This is a genomic window from Thiomicrospira microaerophila (assembly GCF_023278225.1).
Classification (GTDB): domain Bacteria; phylum Pseudomonadota; class Gammaproteobacteria; order Thiomicrospirales; family Thiomicrospiraceae; genus Thiomicrospira; species Thiomicrospira microaerophila_A.
Genome location: NZ_CP070959.1, coordinates 135,224 through 151,282, shown reverse-complemented (window position 1 = coordinate 151,282; position 16,059 = coordinate 135,224). Strand labels below are relative to the sequence as shown.

Below are 16,059 nucleotides of genomic sequence, written 5' to 3'. Positions count from 1 at the left end.
CTAAACCTCTTTTATATCAAAACTCTGCCCATTCATTATCGCTTGCCTTCAAGGTCGTTGAAGGCTTGCTTACCGCTTTCACTGGTGATTTTATACTCGATGGGTGACTCGCTGGTTTTGCTAATGCAGGTGTGTTATGAGATCTAGCTACCTGACTATTGTCTGTTTTAAAGAAACTCATTTGCTGACTTAATAGACTGGCCTGCTCACGCATACTTTCAGCCGCTGCTGAAGTTTGCTCAACCAGCGCAGCATTCTGCTGAATCCCTTGATCAATCGAACTAATAGCCGTTTGTAACTGCTTAACCCCTTCAGATTGCTCTTGCGAAGCATGAGAAATTTCAATCGACATTCTTGAGGCTCGCTCAATCGCTCCAGTTATTTCAGTGATCACCTCACCTGATTCAGTAGCCAACTTAGTGCCTTGATCTATACGCGTCACACTCTCATTGATCAGTCCGGTAATTTCTTTCGCTGCTTCTGCAGATTTCTGAGCTAATGCGCGTACCTCACTGGCGACCACCGCAAAACCACGGCCGTGTTCTCCCGCCCTTGCGGCCTCAACCGCTGCGTTAAGCGCGAGTAAATTGGTTTGGAATGCAATACCGTCAATTAAACTGACTATATCTGAAATCTTATGACTGGATTGTTGAATCGCACTCATTGCCTCAATCGTTTGAGCCATTACATTCGAAGCTTGTCTCGCTTTGGCCTCAACTTGTTTTTCAACTTCAGTCGCTTCAGTCGCATTTTGCGCATTATTTTGCACTGCTGCACTGAACTCTTCCATGGTTGCCGAACTTTGTTCAATCGCAGCAGCCTGCTTCTGCACTCGATCGCTTAAGTCCATCGAACCTTGTGCCACTTCCATTGCGGCATGATTCACTGAGTCAGCAGCAGAAACTGCAATGGAAACGATTTCATTTAAACGTGTTACCGATTGATTAATCGCATCTTTCAACACGCCTAATTGACCCGGATAATCCGCGCTAATCGTGCGGGTTAAATCGCCTTTAGATTGTGAAACTGAAATAGATGTAATATCTTCAATTGCGCTACTGACTCCATCCATCGATTCATTAACAATAGACTTGAGTTTTGCAAGGTCGCCTTTTAAATCAGCCCTTACCCGATCATCAAATTGCCCTTTACTCATCCCCGTCATGATACGAATAACCGCTGAAATTGCCTGGTTCAATTCTTCAGTCGAATCCTGAACACTAAGCATTATACGACCAAAATCACCTGGTAAATCCGTATTGACCTCAACTTTAAACTCACCCGCTTTTAAGGCATTCATTACTGTAGATAATTGATTCATCGTTTCAGAAATTGAATCGGAACTGACATTCACACCCTGCTGCAAACGAGCCAAGTCCCCTGCATAATTACCTTCTATCCGTTGACTGAAATCCCCCTTAGATAAAGCACCGACCACTTGATTGGTGTTATTTAAGGCTTTTTGCAGGTTAGCCATCAAGTTATTTAAAGCTTGAGCGGCTGCGCCGACTTCATCTTTAGAAACGTGATCTATCTTAATACCGTAGTCACCGGTTTGATCAATTTTGGTCAAGCTGAAGACCATATCGTTAAGTGGTCGGGTTATGGCACGAATCATAAACAAGCCGATTAAAACTGCTGCCAACATAGCGATAAACAAGATCACACCCATCGTTACTTTTTTATCGTTAGCGATCGCTACGGCTTCAGCGGCCTGCTCAAGCCCCGTTTTTTCACTCATTTTAGTTATATTATGAAATGTCTGTCCCATTGCATTGGAGATTGGCACCATCCGTTTTACCGTTTCATCATATTGCAGCATTAAACGGTCAAGTTCTGCTTGGGTGTTAGCTTGAACCATTTGTGCAATAAGACGATCTAATTCAACATAAATGGCTCGCCAGGCCTGGTATTCTGCTTGTAAACGCTCAAAAGTTCTTGCGCCTTGTTCAGATTGCTTGGGGATAGCAGCAAAGGCCGCCCAATATTCATCAACTACTTTCCAAGAATTAGCGCGGGCGGTTTGTATTTTTTGTAATTCTTCACGAGAAGTGGTAATCGTATCATGACGAAACACACTTATCGTTTGCGCACGAATATCCATACGCTCAGTGTTCAGTACCCCCAGTGAAACAACACTAGGCAACCTGACCTCGGAGAAGTTTTGCATCCCTGATGACCAGAGAATAAAACCGCGAATTGCATTAAAACCACTAAACGCCAGTGCAACTAACATCAGTACAACAAACAAGATTAACTTAGTTCGAATTTTCAAATCATTAAACCAGGCCATATCCCCTCCTTTTATAAGGAGATCATTATATGCTTTTCAAAACGAACTAAACCAATCAATATAATTTATACAACCACTGGGTTGTTTCAATGAGACTGCAAGATTATAGGAAACTAAAACTCCGCCCATTCCTCACCTGCTTTAGACAAACTCGGCTTTTTTTCTGGGCTAGCCGCAGATTGAGTGGCTGTGCGCTGAGTAAGATTTTTAAATGCTGGAGCCTTGACTCCGACTTGGTTACTTAAAGCTTTGGGGGCTTTAGCCAAGCTGTTTGTTTTGAAAAAACTAATTCGTTCAGTCAATAGCTTCGATTGCTCTCTCATGCTTTCAGCCGCTGCCGAAGTTTGCTCAACTAAAGCCGCATTTTGCTGAGTACCCTGATCAATCTGACTGATCGCATCCTGGAGTTGCGTCACTCCTTCTGCCTGCTCAGAAGACGCCTGGGCAATTTGTACTGACATTTCTGCTGCACGGGTAATCGCATGGGTGATCTCGTTAATCACGGCACCTGATTCTGTCGCCAGTTTTGTTCCTTGATCAATACGCGTTACGCTTTCGTTAATTAATGCCGTTATTTGCTTGGCTGCTTCAGCAGAGCGTTGAGCAAGCGCACGCACCTCACCGGCTACCACTGCAAAACCACGACCGTGTTCGCCAGCACGCGCGGCTTCAACAGCAGCATTTAAGGCCAAAAGATTAGTTTGGAAAGCAATGCCATCAATTAAAGTAACAATATCTGAAATTTTATGACTTGAAGCTTGAATAGCCGACATGGATTCAATCGTCTGTGCCATAACGGATGAGGCTTGTTGTGCCTTAGTCTCTACTTGCTTTTCAACCTCTGTCGCTTCCCTAGCATTTTGTGCGTTATTCTGTACCGCTGCACTAAACTCCTCCATCGTAGCCGAACTTTGCTCAATCGCAGCGGCTTGCTGTTGGACACGATCACTAAGATCCAGCGAACCTTGAGCAACTTCAAGTGCGGCATGGTTGACCTGATCGGCCGCTTCAATAGCAAACGACAAAACATCGATCAATTTTTCAGCTGTCTGATTAACTGCTTCAGTTAAAATACGCAACTCACCATGATAGGCGTTAGTGATCGACTGAGTGAGATCGCCTTCAGATTGTGCCACCACTACGCGCGTAATATCCTTCATCGCCCCTTCAAGCGAGTCCATCGCACCGTTAATATTCTGTTTCATTTCATCAAGCTGACCATTAGCTTCGGCGGTTACGCGATGACGGAACTTACCACCATTCATTTTACTCATCACGCGATTAATCTCACCGACAACCTGGTTAATACTGTCTAAAGCCGCTTCAATATTTTGGCTAAAGGCTTTAGGCACACGCTCATCCATTTTGATATCAAACTGTCCATTATGAAGGGCCTGCATCACCCTATCCAACTCTGACATCATAAAAGATACATTGTCTGCAGAAGCATTAACGCCACTTTTCAACTTATTCAAATCTCCTCGTAGATCAGCCGTAACGCGCTGTGTATAATCACCTTGTGCGATCGCACCTACGACTTGATTACTTTCATCAATAGCCGACTTCATATTAGATAACATGGTATTTAAGCTGACTGAAATCGCATTTAACTCATCACTACGAGCAGGTAGTCTTAGATCAAACACCATTTCATCTGCGACCTTCTCAACTTGCTGAACAGTATCAGCAATCCCGTCCCGTACACTACGAATAATCATCCATGAAAGACCGATCATAAAAAGTAGCGCAACAATAGATATAAACCAAATCAATTTGGTCATGAATGCTGCAAATTCTATAGAATCATCTGTTGCTTGTTGCGAATAATCGACAAGGGATGTTCTAAAGTCACGCGTTGCTTTTAAGGTTTGATTCAAAAGCGGATTCATCACCTCCAATAAATGAATATTTGCGCGATGAAACTCTCCCGCTTCATACATTCTTATCCCAGTTTGAGTTGCTTCAATATAACGTTTAACCAAATCTTGATAAGGCTTAGCATCTGCACGAAAAGCCTCGGTTGCTGGGAAGAGGTTAAACTCCTCGGTTCGCTTTAACAACTGAGTATGAAAACGCTTCATATTATCTAAATGCATTTCGGTGGGGTGATCGTGTAATTTAACGATATCAGGATGATGCGGATCATGTTGCAGGGTCAATAGATATTGATTGTGATTACTTAATAGTAGGCCATCGATATTCGATAAAACACGCATCTGTGACGTATCTTCAATATCAATCATATTTTTACTGGTCCGATCCATCCCCATAAACCCAATAAGCGCAATAATGATCAATGAAATCAAGGACGCAAGCGATAAAAGCCTTAGCTTGAATGTAATAGACATGGAGACCCCAACTTAGATAAAGATTCAAAGTGAGCAATTCGAAGTAAAAATTTTATAAATTCAAACAACAAATCTCAAAATATTAATCTTACATTTTATACGTTTTTTACAAAGCAGGATATTGATTATTCTGATTAACCCATAGATATAAATAATAAAAAACCCACAATAGTGGGTTCTAATTAAAATTGACTAGGAGCAGTAGTTTAATGCTTGCTTGCCCCCGGCTTAAAAGCTTGGACTTCCTGAAATAAGCCTTGATTGGCTAAAAGATCAATATTTAAAATAATGACCATAATCTTATCAAGGGTTGCAAGTCCACGAACATACTCTTCACTAACACGGTTACCCTCGCCAAAAGAAGGCGCACCCTGCAGCTCTTCTAGGTTTACATCATGAACATCAGAAACACCATCAACCACGAGGCCGATGGTTTTTTGCGTCGAGTGATCCGCGCCCTCTGCATGATGATTAATATGAGTGATAATCACGACCGTGCTTTCATTATAAACTGGCTCACCAATATTAAAACGCTCTCGCATGTCCACGATAGGCACCACAGCTCCACGCATGTTAATCACCCCTTTAACATAGTGAGGCATATTAGGCAGACTCGTTGGTGCTTCCCAACCTCGAATTTCTTGAACTCGTAAAATATCTATACCATAGGTCTCTGCACCCAGGGTAAAGGTTAGGTACTGATCCTGATCAGCATGTAATCTAATATTTGAGGTATTGCTCTTGCTATCTTGTGCTTCCATTAGAACTCGCTCCACTCATCTGATGTTTCCATTCTAGCTGATTTTGGTGAGGGTAAACCAGCGGTTTTTGTTGTTTTTAATGCGGCTTTTTTATTCACTGTTTGAGTGAGTCCGATAGGGGCTTGTCGAAGGGAAGAAGCACCCGGCTGTTGGCCTGTTTTAAAAAAGGCCATATCAGCGCTTAACACCTTCGCCTGCTCGCTCATGCTTTCGGCTGCTGCAGACGTTTCTTCAACCAAGGCTGCGTTCTGTTGGGTCACTTGATCGATACTGGTAATTGCTTTATGAACCTGATTCACACCCTCCGCTTGCTCTTGCGAGGCTTGGGCAATCTGAGCAATCATTTGAGTCACATCTTTAATGGATCCGGTTATGGCACCGAGCATTTTGCCCGACTCATCGGCCAACTTGGTACCCTGATCAATCCGATTCACACTTTCTCCAATTAATGCTGAGATCTCTTTTGCCGCCTCAGCAGACTTTTGCGCCAAAGCACGCACCTCACCAGCCACCACTGCAAAACCTCGGCCATGCTCACCGGCACGTGCGGCTTCCACCGCTGCGTTAAGCGCAAGTAAATTAGTTTGGAATGCAATACCATCGATCAGGCTAACAATATCAGAAATCTTGTGACTTGACTCTTGAATCGCATTCATCGCTTCAATCGTCTGCTGCATTACTTTTGAGCCCTGATTGGCTTGCCCTTCAACTTCGCGCGCCACTTGAGTAGCCTGTTTCGCATTTTGAGTATTGTTTTGCACCGCGGTATTCATTTGATCCATCGTCGCCGAGGTTTGTTCTAATGCGGCGGCTTGCTCTTGAACACGCTGACTTAGATCTAATGCCCCCTTAGAAACCTCGTCTGAAGCAGAATTTACAATCGCCGAGGCTTCTACCGCTTTGGAAACAACCTCGACTAAACGGTCAGCGGTTTGATTCACCGCATGGGTTAGTGTTTGAAGAGATCCATAATACTCGCGCTGTGTTTTGAAAGTCAGATCCCCTTTAGATTGAGCGACCACCACCTCGGTAATTTCTTGGATCGCCGTTTCAAGCGAATCCATCGATTGGTTAACATTATTTTTCATTTCTAGTAGCTTGCCTTGTGCATCCGCCTGAACTCGGTAGCTAAATTGCCCGGCGTTCATGTGAGACATAACACGATCAATGTCTTCAATCACAGCATTAATACTGGCCAGTGCACTGTCTACCTGATCACTAAAGGCCTTTGGCACGCGGTTATCCATCTTCATATCAAAACGCCCTTGATGTAAACCCTGCATCACCTTAGCCAGTTCTCCCATCATAAACGCCACTTGATTAGCCGACTCATTAACGCCTTGTTTTAATTTATCAAAATCTCCGGGATAATCACGCGTCATACGTTGTGAATAATCACTTTGCGCAATGGCACCCACAACGCGGTTTACCCCTCGAATCGCGCCGGACATGGTATCCATAAGATCATTAAATGAAGCCGCTGCAAGCCCAACCTCATCCATGTTTTTAACACCCACCCGTGCCGATAAGTCACCATTTTTTTGTACATGCGTGGACACCTTAACCAATTCATTAAGCGGCAGCGTAATGGCGCGTAGAGTTAGGTAAGACAGGTAAATGGCCAGAACAAAAACCAGCCCAAACACACCAATCGCTAACCAAAAAAAGGTATTGTATTGCGCTTCAGCAGCTTGGTTAATTTCAGCAGCAACATCCAATTGCAAGTTAACCAGCTCGCTCATTACCGCCGTAATCGGATCAATAGCGGGATAGAGTCGATGGATACTAAACTGTGTAATCCCCTGCATGTCCTGCGCTTTAATCATACGTTGTAAATCATCAATCGCACTATCCGCTTGTCGCATGAGGTTTTGAGCTTGTTTAGCCAACTCCGCTTCTTTCGGGGTTAGGGTTGTTGCCATGTAAGCAGACCATAGATCACGGATTTCTGCTCTCACTCGAGTAATGTCTTGATCGGCTTGTTGTGGAGTAATATTGCCATTACGAAGCTTGTGATTGGCATCAACAATATAGACGGCATAGTCATCGGCCACCTTCTTTAAGGTCTCTAACGGCACAACCCGATCATCGTACAAGGTATCCAAGGTAGCATTATTGGCTTTCATTTGAACCAAACCAGCAACCATAACGATTAAAGCAAACAACAACAATCCACTCACAAGTAACACAATTCTGTTTTTTATACTCATAACCTATCCTCTTGGCCCGCTCAGTGCGCTAATGAACTTTGTTCGTCGTTTTGACTACACCGCTATATTGCCACAGTTTTTATACATTTGCACCCTCCCTGACAACCATGGTGGCATAGGCTCCCGGCCGAAGACTAAACGCCAATTCCAGCCGATCAGAACCAAGCCAACGCCAAGTCATATCCTTGGGAATAACACGTAATGCGCGACGATCTTGCTTCAAACCTAAGGCCTCTAATGCCTCCAACCAGGCCTGGTGCTTTAGCAAAACTTTTTGCTCTAACGCCTTAACCTCGGACATGCTTGGCAAATCCCCTGTTCCGACCAATGCGCCAGTTGGGTGAATATCGCATTCAGTGACACGCTGCGCCAAACGCTCCTCTGCATCATCGACAAACCACTTATCTGAACCCTCAAGCTGAAATACATCCCCAGTCAGTGCTTTATTCCAGCAGGCCTGGTTTACACGCTCAGCAAGAATTAAGTTGAACAAATAAGAACGCGCCGAAGAAATATACAAACCTCTTTGTGCCGGCTTTAGGCGCGTTAACTCACCATTAAACAAACGCTGTGCCATCACAAGATTGTGTTCATTTCGACCAAATCGCTGCTCACCAAAATAATTCGGCACCCCCAAATGTTTGATATTTTCGAGTCGCGCCTCCAACTCAGCCCTATCACCCTTGACTTCGCTTAACGTTAAGATAAACCGGTTTCCACTCAAGCCACCGGTTTGGAGCTTGCGTTTATGCCTAATAGATTTCACTATTCTCATGGTATCAAAGACAAAATCTTGCAAGTCTGGATCTGCTCTACCCGGCAAATAAAGACTAAACCACTGGCGGGTCACTGCATGACGGTCCTTTAAGCCCGCATAACCAATATCACGCAAACGTATGCCCGCCCATTTAGCCAATTGCTGCGCGGCCCAATCGGTATTTTCACCCTCCTTCTCTAACCAAACCCATAGGTGCTCTCCTTCGCCACTGAGTTCGAAGGCAATCTGTTCCTCGACAATAAAATCATGGTTATGTTGCTTTAGTTTTGCGGTCGCGGTTGGTTTGCCATAAGCATAGGGTAGATTTAAAACATGCATAAAATTTTCCAAAAAAAAGGCCCGGTTTTCACCAGGCCTGGTTAGTATTAAAAGGGATGAATCGCTTTAAACCTGCTGCTGGATACCGGCAATTAGCCAATTACCCTCACCGGCCGCTAAACGGCGAATATGCCAAATCTCATTAAAGGCATGGGCTTCGTCATCTCTCGCTTCTTTAATAAAGCCGCTAAAGCGGATACTGACAATAAAGTGTTCACCCTCAAACGACTGATCAACCAATTCGCTGTGCAACGTATCGACTTCGGTGTAGTTTTCACCCGGCACCATATCTTTCATCAATGCTTGAATCTCGGCAAACAACTCAGGAGTACAGTAGCTTTCAATTTCACTGGCATCCGCTTGATCCCAAGCTTTTTGTACCGCAACAAAATGTTGCTTCGCACCTTCAACAAAGGTATCGGCATTAAACCAACTTGGCGCTTCAACATTGTGCAGGGCATTAATACCTAAGCCTGAGCCGATAATTGAGCCTCCTGATGCTGGGTTGTAAGCCGGTTGAGCTTCTGGCTGATAGCTCGGTTGTTGAGTTTCACGATAATGTTGATGCGAGCTTGAATGGCCTCCAGCCGCTTGAGCCTGAGTGGGTTGCTGGCGACTGCGCAAATGCTTGAATAACATAAATGCACCGAAGGCTAATAGGCCAAACAACAGAATATCCATAAACTGTAAACCTTCAAAACCATCACCAAACAACATCCAAGCTAACAAACCACCGGCGGCTAAACCGGCTAGCGGTCCCAACCAACGGGATGCACCTGAAGCGGCGGGGGCTGCTTGGCGGCCTTGTGCTGCTTGCTGTTGCTGTTGCGCTGGCTGTTGACGCTGCGCAGGTTGTTGGCGCTGCTGTGAGGGCATAGAATGTTGCTTACCAAAACTGCCTCCTCCGCCAAAGCGTTTAGCTTCTGCTGGCTGAGGCATCAGCAATGCAAATGTCAACATCATCGCGCTAAACGAAAGTAATAGGGATTGTAACCTTTTCATTGAATTCTCCATTTAAATCAACTTTGTGATTGTATCGGTAAAGCTGTCTTATAACAACCAGGCCTGCTAGCACTTTCATATTTAATGCTTCTGAGCTATAGTTTTAAAGTTGGCCATTCAAGTCCTGCTTGAAACTCAAAGCATTGCTACAACTGGTGGAGTAATTTAAACAAGATGCCCGGCACACATTATGACAATGACCACAGCTTTATCGAGGCGCTGCCTTTTGAGTATAAAAATAGAGCCTATTTAATTATTCGCTCTGATTCACTCGAAACCATGCTTATCAACTTTAACAAAGCCGGCGGAGCGGTCTTTAGTGACCTTTGTGACGATGACTTTGATGAACATCTAACCAGACGAACCATTAGTGCTTGCTTGATTGCTAAGATTTCATCCTTCGAACCTACATTGTTTATTAATGAACATCATTATCGTTTTTTAATGTCAACACTGCTGTTTCATCTACAATTTCTGCTAAATTTGCCTAGCAAGCAGTACCCTACACTCGATAGCCTAACTCCTTTTTTAAAGGTTAAACATGAGCATACCTATCGTTGGATAATCAATATTAAAGCCAAGTTCGAAAAAAAGGGGATCTATTTTGATTAGGCCGCGACGTTTTAATTCACGACGCTATTACCGATACGAAGGTGAGTTTCGTCACCACTTTATTCGCATTGGCAATCATGAAACCAAAGATGAGCTTCCTGGCGATATCTATAGTTCCGGAATACAGCACTTTACCCGCATTATGAATGAACGGCTCGACAAGGTTTCTCGACTCTATGTAAAAAACTTAGAAGAATCGCTGCTAGAAAAACACCCGGACGCGTTTGAAATGTTTATGACGATCCTAGGCAATATCGAAGCACTGCGAGACCTGCTGAATAAAATTTCACTAGGAAAAATTCAAATCAATGAATCTATTCGCTTTATTCAAGACATTCTTGACACTCCGATTAGCTACGACGTTTTAAGAGCCAATGCACGAACAGAGGCGATTGTTCACAACTTTGAACAGAAGCTAGTTCAACTCCTCAATGCCGTGTTAAAACTACTTAAAAACTCAACACCCCATGAAATCTATCAGGGGGGCTTTTTAGAAAAGTTGCAAATTGACTATGAAATCCGAGGCTATATCGATAAATTAAAACTAAAAGAAGTGAAGTTTCTCCGTGCCTTGGTGAACCTTTACCATTACATTGCCTTGCTTGAAAAAATTTACAACCATATCGCCAACTCAAGTTTCATCCTGGTCTTTCCTGAATACTGGGAAGAAAACTACGTCAATATCAGTTGTGGAGGGATTGGCATCTATACAGATTACTTGGTTAAGGTCAATGACATACTGGAAGTATTGCTTCGCTTTAATACCTCAACGGACCCTCGCTACGAGGATTACGAAATTATTCACCAACGCGCTAAGGTATTAAGAATTGAAGAAGACAAGGCTCGCGGTCAATATCTGCTCGCCTGCCAGTTTATTCTTTGCCCGAAAAAAACCATGGACTTAATAAGCAACTCAATTCAAGCAAGAGAGGTTATTCACGCTTATAACGCCGCCGAGCTATTAGGTTCTGACATGGATTTTAATCAACCCCACTAAAAGCTTGTCGGATTAAGCCGCCGGAAGGCTAGTCCGTTAAGGTAATAATCATTTGCCTGGTAAAGGTTTGCAGCCCATCGCTCTGGCTAAACTCAAACGTCACTTGATCAAAGTCCGCAAGAGTTAGCCGGTAGGTTTGGGAATCAATCGCTAGCACATCCACCTGCGGGTTCTGGTCGCGAAAGTAACTCACGCGGTATTCATAGCGATTAGCCGAAATACCGCAATGAGCTGGCGGCACATAAACATAAATCACTGAACCAGTTGCAAGCGTTCCACTCACATTACTAGTCAGTCGATAGGGCGTTTGCGCAAGCTGAGGGGTGCTAAATGTCCATTGCCAAGTCTGTGTGACGCCACCATACTGATAATCGATACTCGCCCGGTAGTTCTGACCCCATTCCAAACGCTGAGCCGGAAAAGCAGCGAACCATTTTTTTTGGTCAGTTTGCCAGTCATCCGCTGCGGGGTCAGGTTGCTGGGTTTGATTTGTTAAGATTCTAACCAGCGGAATCGCCTGATCTCGACCCTGCTCTGTCAATACAAAACTGTTCGGATCAATCTGATAGTCCGCTAGGTTTTTCGGGTTAATCTGAATCGAGACAGGGTTGCCAGAAACTGAACATTCGGGCAAGGGGTCGGGGGATTCCAAATAAAAAACGGGCGGTACCACCGCCCCATCAGCTGGCCAAAACACCACCTCCTGACTCTGTGATCTCAACTGAGAGAGCGCATTTTGATAGGTTTGGCTTCTTATCTTAGAGGATTGATCATTACAATAGAAAAATTGACCTGCTTGCACCGCCTCGCCCCCTGAACGACACAAGCGCTCCATTGAAGCGATGCCTGACTTAGCCGTCAAGGCCCCCCATACAGGATTAGTTTGGGGGTTTTGATCAAACTCGGTTCGAAAACCAAACCCTATCTGATCTCGGTCAAAATCCAATAGACTCATACGATGATAAATAGCCGTCATCAAATCATCAACCAGCTCCAATGGATCAGATTTGTTATAACTGATATTTTCTGAAACAAAAGGACTCAGGTAACCGGCACCTGTCGCTCGATCTCGGACACTCACCCCGGTAAAAAAAGCAGAGGCTGTTCTTGTCTGGACATGGCCTGTCTGGTTTTCGATTAACTGGTAATCCGTATGACCGAGCGACGCCCTGTCCAACAAAGTGTTAGCAGAATAAGGAACCATACCGGCATAGGTTCTCAAATAGTTAAGATAACTTAACAAAGAATCAGTAGGCGGTGCATAAGCCGCTACAGACCCAACACCCTTCTCATCAGGCAACAAAGCATTCGGTTGTTCCGCAGGTTGTTCCGCAGGTTGTTCCGCAGGCTGCTCTTGATTACTTCCTGAGTCTGAATTACAGCCTACGACAAACCAAGACACAATAACCAGCATCCACCACTTCATGCCATTTCCTCAATTAGGTTACAAAGCTCGAACCATCGCACTATACAAATCTTGATCCGTCAACACGACAGGATTTCCTAGCATACTTCCGGCACGACAGGTTTTCAACACCGGTTCTAGATTGTCCTTAGTTAAACCAAACTCGGACAAGCCTTGTGGCACTTTATTGGCCACCAATCTTTCCAGCGCCTCCACCAGGCCTGGTAAGGCAGCAGAGCCAGTCATTAATTGCGCGACCTGGGCGTACTTCAAGAGTCCTGCTTGCGCTTGCGCTGTGTCCAAGCTTTGCAAGGCATGAATATTCAAGGCGGTTATCGGTGCCAGTAAACGTGCGCACACCAGTCCGTGAGGCGCGTCAAAATAAGCGCCAATCGGCCCTGCCAGCCCATGCACCGCGCCCAATCCCGCATTCGCCAGCGTTAAACCTGACAAACTTGCGGCTAACATTAAACGACCGTAGCCATCTTGCTGCTGAGCAGGATCCGCCGACTCGATCTGTTCAAATGCGCCTTGAAATAACTGCATCCCCTGCCAAGCTAAGGCATCGGTCATAGGATTAGCCTTCAGCGCCACAAACGACTCCAACAATTGTGTAAAAGCATCCATCGCCGTAGGGTATAACACCCTTGGTGGACAGTGGGGTAAAAAACTCGGATCTAACCAGGCCTGCTTGGCAATCAACCGGTCATCCCTAAAAGACTTTTTAAACTCACCCTGTCTAGAAATCACCGCGTTCTTAGTGGTTTCCGACCCAGTTCCAGCCGTGGTTGGCACGGCAATAAACGGCAGGGGCGTCCGTTCAATTTTACGACCATAACCCACTCCTTCCAGATAATCAATAACCGAAAACCGTTCCGGCAGCAGGCCTGCAATAGCTTTAGCGGCATCCAATACACTGCCCCCGCCAAACCCTACGACCAACTCAATTCCATCCGGTGCCTCGGCAACCAATCGATCAATCAGTTCCGGTGACGGTTCACCGCGAACCACTACTCTATGAACCGCACGTTGGGCTAGCAGGTCAGCAAGCCGTGTATCGACAAAATGCTGATCGGCATAGCCACTGGATACCAGCATCAGCTTTTGGTTGGTTTGCTGCAAAATAGCGGCTGACAATTGTTGATCGGTACAGCCCCAACCAAATTCAATGCGGGTTTGCTGTACAAACTGAAAAGGTTGAATCATTTTAAACTCCTAGATTTAAAAAACACTAGCGTCCGGTTTTAGCTGCCAACAAGGCACGAATATTATCCATTTGACTATTACCATGCTCTTTGGCTTGCTCTTGGCTTAACTCCACCCCCGGTTTACCTTCCCATTGCAGCGCCTCCTCGGGCATTTCATACAAAAACCGGCTCGGCTGGCAAGGCGTATCTTCACCATACTTTCTGCGCTTTTGCGCATAGCTGATCGTTAGGCTTCGTTGCGCACGTGTTACACCTACATAGGCAAGGCGACGTTCCTCTTCCAGGCCTGGTGATTCAAGATTTTGTTTATGAGGTAGCATTTCCTCCTCAACCCCGACTAAAAAAACATGAGGAAACTCCAAGCCTTTCGAGGCATGAAGCGTCATTAAACTGATCATATCATGCTCTTTTTCTTCCTCGTTACGCTCCATAATATCCATCAGCGTCATATGTGACACTACCTTAGCCAGCTTGAGTTCTTCGCCATCCTCTTCTTCAGCCTTAGTGACAATCCGTTCAATCCAGAGTAACAGGTCACGAACGTTTTCAATCCGTCGTTCTGCTGTTTTCACTGAGGAAGCGGTTTCCATTAACCAGTTATCATATTCAATTTTATCCAACACCGAGCGGACAAATGCCACCATTTCTTTACCCTCAAGCTGATCGGCCTGTTTCACCCACTCTAACAACACAGCACCAAAAAGCTGCACTCGCTTGAGTGACTTCTCGGATAACACTTGAGTCAAGCCAAACTCCTGACTGGCATCAAACAGGCTAATACCCCGCTGCGTGGCATAGGTCGCCAGCTTCTCAAGCGTACCGGCACCGATTTCACGTCGCGGAGTGTTGATAATCCGCAAAAAAGCGGCATCATCATCTGGGTTAACAATCAGTTTTAGATAAGACATGACGTCCTTGATTTCAGCACGATCAAAAAACGACTGACCACCCGACAGGATATAGGGTAAATTTTGCTCACGCAACGCTCGCTCAATAAGGCGAGCCTGGTGATTACCCCGGTAAAGCACCGCATAATCACGATTTTTGGTTTTATACTTAAACTTATGGACAATAATTTCAGACACCACTCTTTCAGCTTCTTGATTTTCATTGGCACACGCGATCACACGGATTGGATCACCTAATCCCATTTCACTCCAGAGCTGCTTCTCAAAAACATGCGGGTTGTTTGAAATTAACTGGTTAGCTGTTTGCAATATACGCTGACTGGAACGGTAGTTCTGCTCCAGCTTAACTAATTGTAAACCGGGAAAATCCTGTTGTAATAATGCTAGGTTTTCCGGTTGCGCACCCCGCCAGGCGTAGATGGATTGATCGTCATCGCCCACCACCGTCAACTTACCCCTCAAGCCTACTAACTGGCGCACCAGTTGATATTGTGCAGCATTGGTATCCTGATACTCATCCACCAATAGATAGCGCACCTTATTTTGCCACTTTTCTAAAATCTGCGGTTGCTCGTTAAATAGTCTTACCGGCAACCCGATTAGGTCATCAAAATCCACTGCATTATAAGCGTGGAGCTGTTTTTGATAGGCGGCATAAAGGCGTGCTCTGGCTTGCCCTAATGGATCTTCAGCCATTTCAAGTGCTAACTGTGGGTCAAGATGCTGGTTTTTCCAGCCGGATATTTCCCATTGCACGCCATCCAATTCCTCCGGATCAAGGTCATTTTTTTTCATTAATTCCTTGAGAATTTGACCGGTATCGGTTGCGTCCATAATTGAAAAGTTAGCCTTATAGTTCAACGCCTTATATTCGCGACGAATAATATTTAAACCTAAGTTATGAAAAGTCGATACATTCAAACCCTTGGCCGGGGTATCCACCATGAGTTTGCTGACACGCTCCTTCATTTCACGCGCAGCCTTATTGGTAAAGGTCACCGCATAAATTTGATGCGGCTTATAATCGTGCTTTCTAACCAGGTAAGCAATCTTTTCAGTAATCACGCGAGTCTTACCGCTGCCCGCACCGGCCAGCACTAGCAAAGGGGTATCAATATGCAAAACGGCTTCTAGTTGTCGAGGATTGAGGCTGTGCATTTTTAACGGGCTATCTGTTGTAAAAGGTACAATATGATAAAACATATTGCTAAGGTGTGAG

The 16,059-nt window shown here is 44.9% G+C and carries 11 protein-coding genes; 2 read left to right on the top strand and 9 right to left on the bottom strand.

The features are described from left to right. Positions 1-16: 16 nt before the first annotated feature. The 6 genes from JX580_RS00745 to JX580_RS00720 all read right to left on the bottom strand — a co-directional run bounded on the left by JX580_RS00745 (position 17) and on the right by JX580_RS00720 (position 9,710). Positions 17-2,293, bottom strand: a complete 2,277-nt coding sequence (locus JX580_RS00745; RefSeq protein WP_248850902.1) for a HAMP domain-containing methyl-accepting chemotaxis protein — start codon at positions 2,291-2,293, stop codon at positions 17-19. Positions 2,294-2,406: 113 nt separating this feature from the next. Continuing rightward, positions 2,407-4,641, bottom strand: coding sequence for a methyl-accepting chemotaxis protein (locus JX580_RS00740; protein ID WP_248850901.1), 2,235 nt, complete (start codon positions 4,639-4,641; stop codon positions 2,407-2,409). A gap of 206 nt (positions 4,642-4,847) precedes the next feature. Beyond that, positions 4,848-5,402 (bottom strand): chemotaxis protein CheW, encoded by a 555-nt coding sequence (locus JX580_RS00735; protein WP_248850900.1) that lies wholly within the window; start codon positions 5,400-5,402, stop codon positions 4,848-4,850. Then, positions 5,402-7,612, bottom strand: coding sequence for a HAMP domain-containing methyl-accepting chemotaxis protein (locus JX580_RS00730; RefSeq protein WP_248850899.1), 2,211 nt, complete (start codon positions 7,610-7,612; stop codon positions 5,402-5,404). The genes JX580_RS00735 and JX580_RS00730 overlap by 1 nt, the downstream gene beginning before the upstream one ends. A 79-nt stretch (positions 7,613-7,691) precedes the next feature. Next, on the bottom strand, positions 7,692-8,708 hold the full coding sequence (gene truD, locus JX580_RS00725) for a tRNA pseudouridine(13) synthase TruD (protein ID WP_248850898.1): 1,017 nt from the start codon (positions 8,706-8,708) through the stop codon (positions 7,692-7,694). 66 nt (positions 8,709-8,774) lie between these two features. Then, positions 8,775-9,710 (bottom strand): Tim44 domain-containing protein, encoded by a 936-nt coding sequence (locus tag JX580_RS00720; RefSeq protein WP_248850897.1) that lies wholly within the window; start codon positions 9,708-9,710, stop codon positions 8,775-8,777. A 174-nt stretch (positions 9,711-9,884) separates the two neighbouring features. Here JX580_RS00720 and JX580_RS00715 point away from each other — a divergent pair, with 174 nt between their 5' ends. After that, positions 9,885-10,322: a hypothetical protein gene (locus JX580_RS00715; protein WP_248850896.1), complete on the top strand. Its 438-nt coding sequence runs from the start codon at positions 9,885-9,887 to the stop codon at positions 10,320-10,322. Beyond that, positions 10,315-11,319, top strand: coding sequence for a hypothetical protein (locus JX580_RS00710; protein ID WP_248850895.1), 1,005 nt, complete (start codon positions 10,315-10,317; stop codon positions 11,317-11,319). The genes JX580_RS00715 and JX580_RS00710 overlap by 8 nt, the downstream gene beginning before the upstream one ends. A 28-nt stretch (positions 11,320-11,347) precedes the next feature. On the opposite strand, the gene JX580_RS00705 is transcribed toward JX580_RS00710, so the two are convergent. From JX580_RS00705 to rep, 3 genes are read right to left on the bottom strand one after another with little or no spacing between them, the layout of a single operon-like run. Next, on the bottom strand, positions 11,348-12,745 hold the full coding sequence (locus tag JX580_RS00705; RefSeq protein WP_248850894.1) for a CAP domain-containing protein: 1,398 nt from the start codon (positions 12,743-12,745) through the stop codon (positions 11,348-11,350). Positions 12,746-12,763: 18 nt separating this feature from the next. After that, on the bottom strand, positions 12,764-13,930 hold the full coding sequence (locus tag JX580_RS00700) for an iron-containing alcohol dehydrogenase (RefSeq protein WP_248850893.1): 1,167 nt from the start codon (positions 13,928-13,930) through the stop codon (positions 12,764-12,766). A gap of 25 nt (positions 13,931-13,955) precedes the next feature. Next, positions 13,956-16,043, bottom strand: a complete 2,088-nt coding sequence (gene rep, locus JX580_RS00695) for a DNA helicase Rep (protein WP_248850892.1) — start codon at positions 16,041-16,043, stop codon at positions 13,956-13,958. Positions 16,044-16,059 lie beyond the last annotated feature (16 nt).

Excerpts from the sequence above, each read along its gene's own strand:
- JX580_RS00735 (WP_248850900.1), bottom strand. The coding sequence starts at position 5,402 with ATGGAAGCACAAGATAGCAAGAGCAATACCTCAAATATTAGATTACAT.
- JX580_RS00700 (WP_248850893.1), bottom strand. The coding sequence starts at position 13,930 with ATGATTCAACCTTTTCAGTTTGTACAGCAAACCCGCATTGAATTTGGT.
- JX580_RS00740 (WP_248850901.1), bottom strand. The coding sequence starts at position 4,641 with ATGTCTATTACATTCAAGCTAAGGCTTTTATCGCTTGCGTCCTTGATT.
- JX580_RS00730 (WP_248850899.1), bottom strand. The coding sequence starts at position 7,612 with ATGAGTATAAAAAACAGAATTGTGTTACTTGTGAGTGGATTGTTGTTG.
- rep (WP_248850892.1), bottom strand. The coding sequence starts at position 16,043 with ATGTTTTATCATATTGTACCTTTTACAACAGATAGCCCGTTAAAAATG.
- JX580_RS00715 (WP_248850896.1), top strand. The coding sequence starts at position 9,885 with ATGCCCGGCACACATTATGACAATGACCACAGCTTTATCGAGGCGCTG.
- JX580_RS00705 (WP_248850894.1), bottom strand. The coding sequence starts at position 12,745 with ATGAAGTGGTGGATGCTGGTTATTGTGTCTTGGTTTGTCGTAGGCTGT.
- JX580_RS00745 (WP_248850902.1), bottom strand. The coding sequence starts at position 2,293 with ATGGCCTGGTTTAATGATTTGAAAATTCGAACTAAGTTAATCTTGTTT.
- truD (WP_248850898.1), bottom strand. The coding sequence starts at position 8,708 with ATGCATGTTTTAAATCTACCCTATGCTTATGGCAAACCAACCGCGACC.
- JX580_RS00720 (WP_248850897.1), bottom strand. The coding sequence starts at position 9,710 with ATGAAAAGGTTACAATCCCTATTACTTTCGTTTAGCGCGATGATGTTG.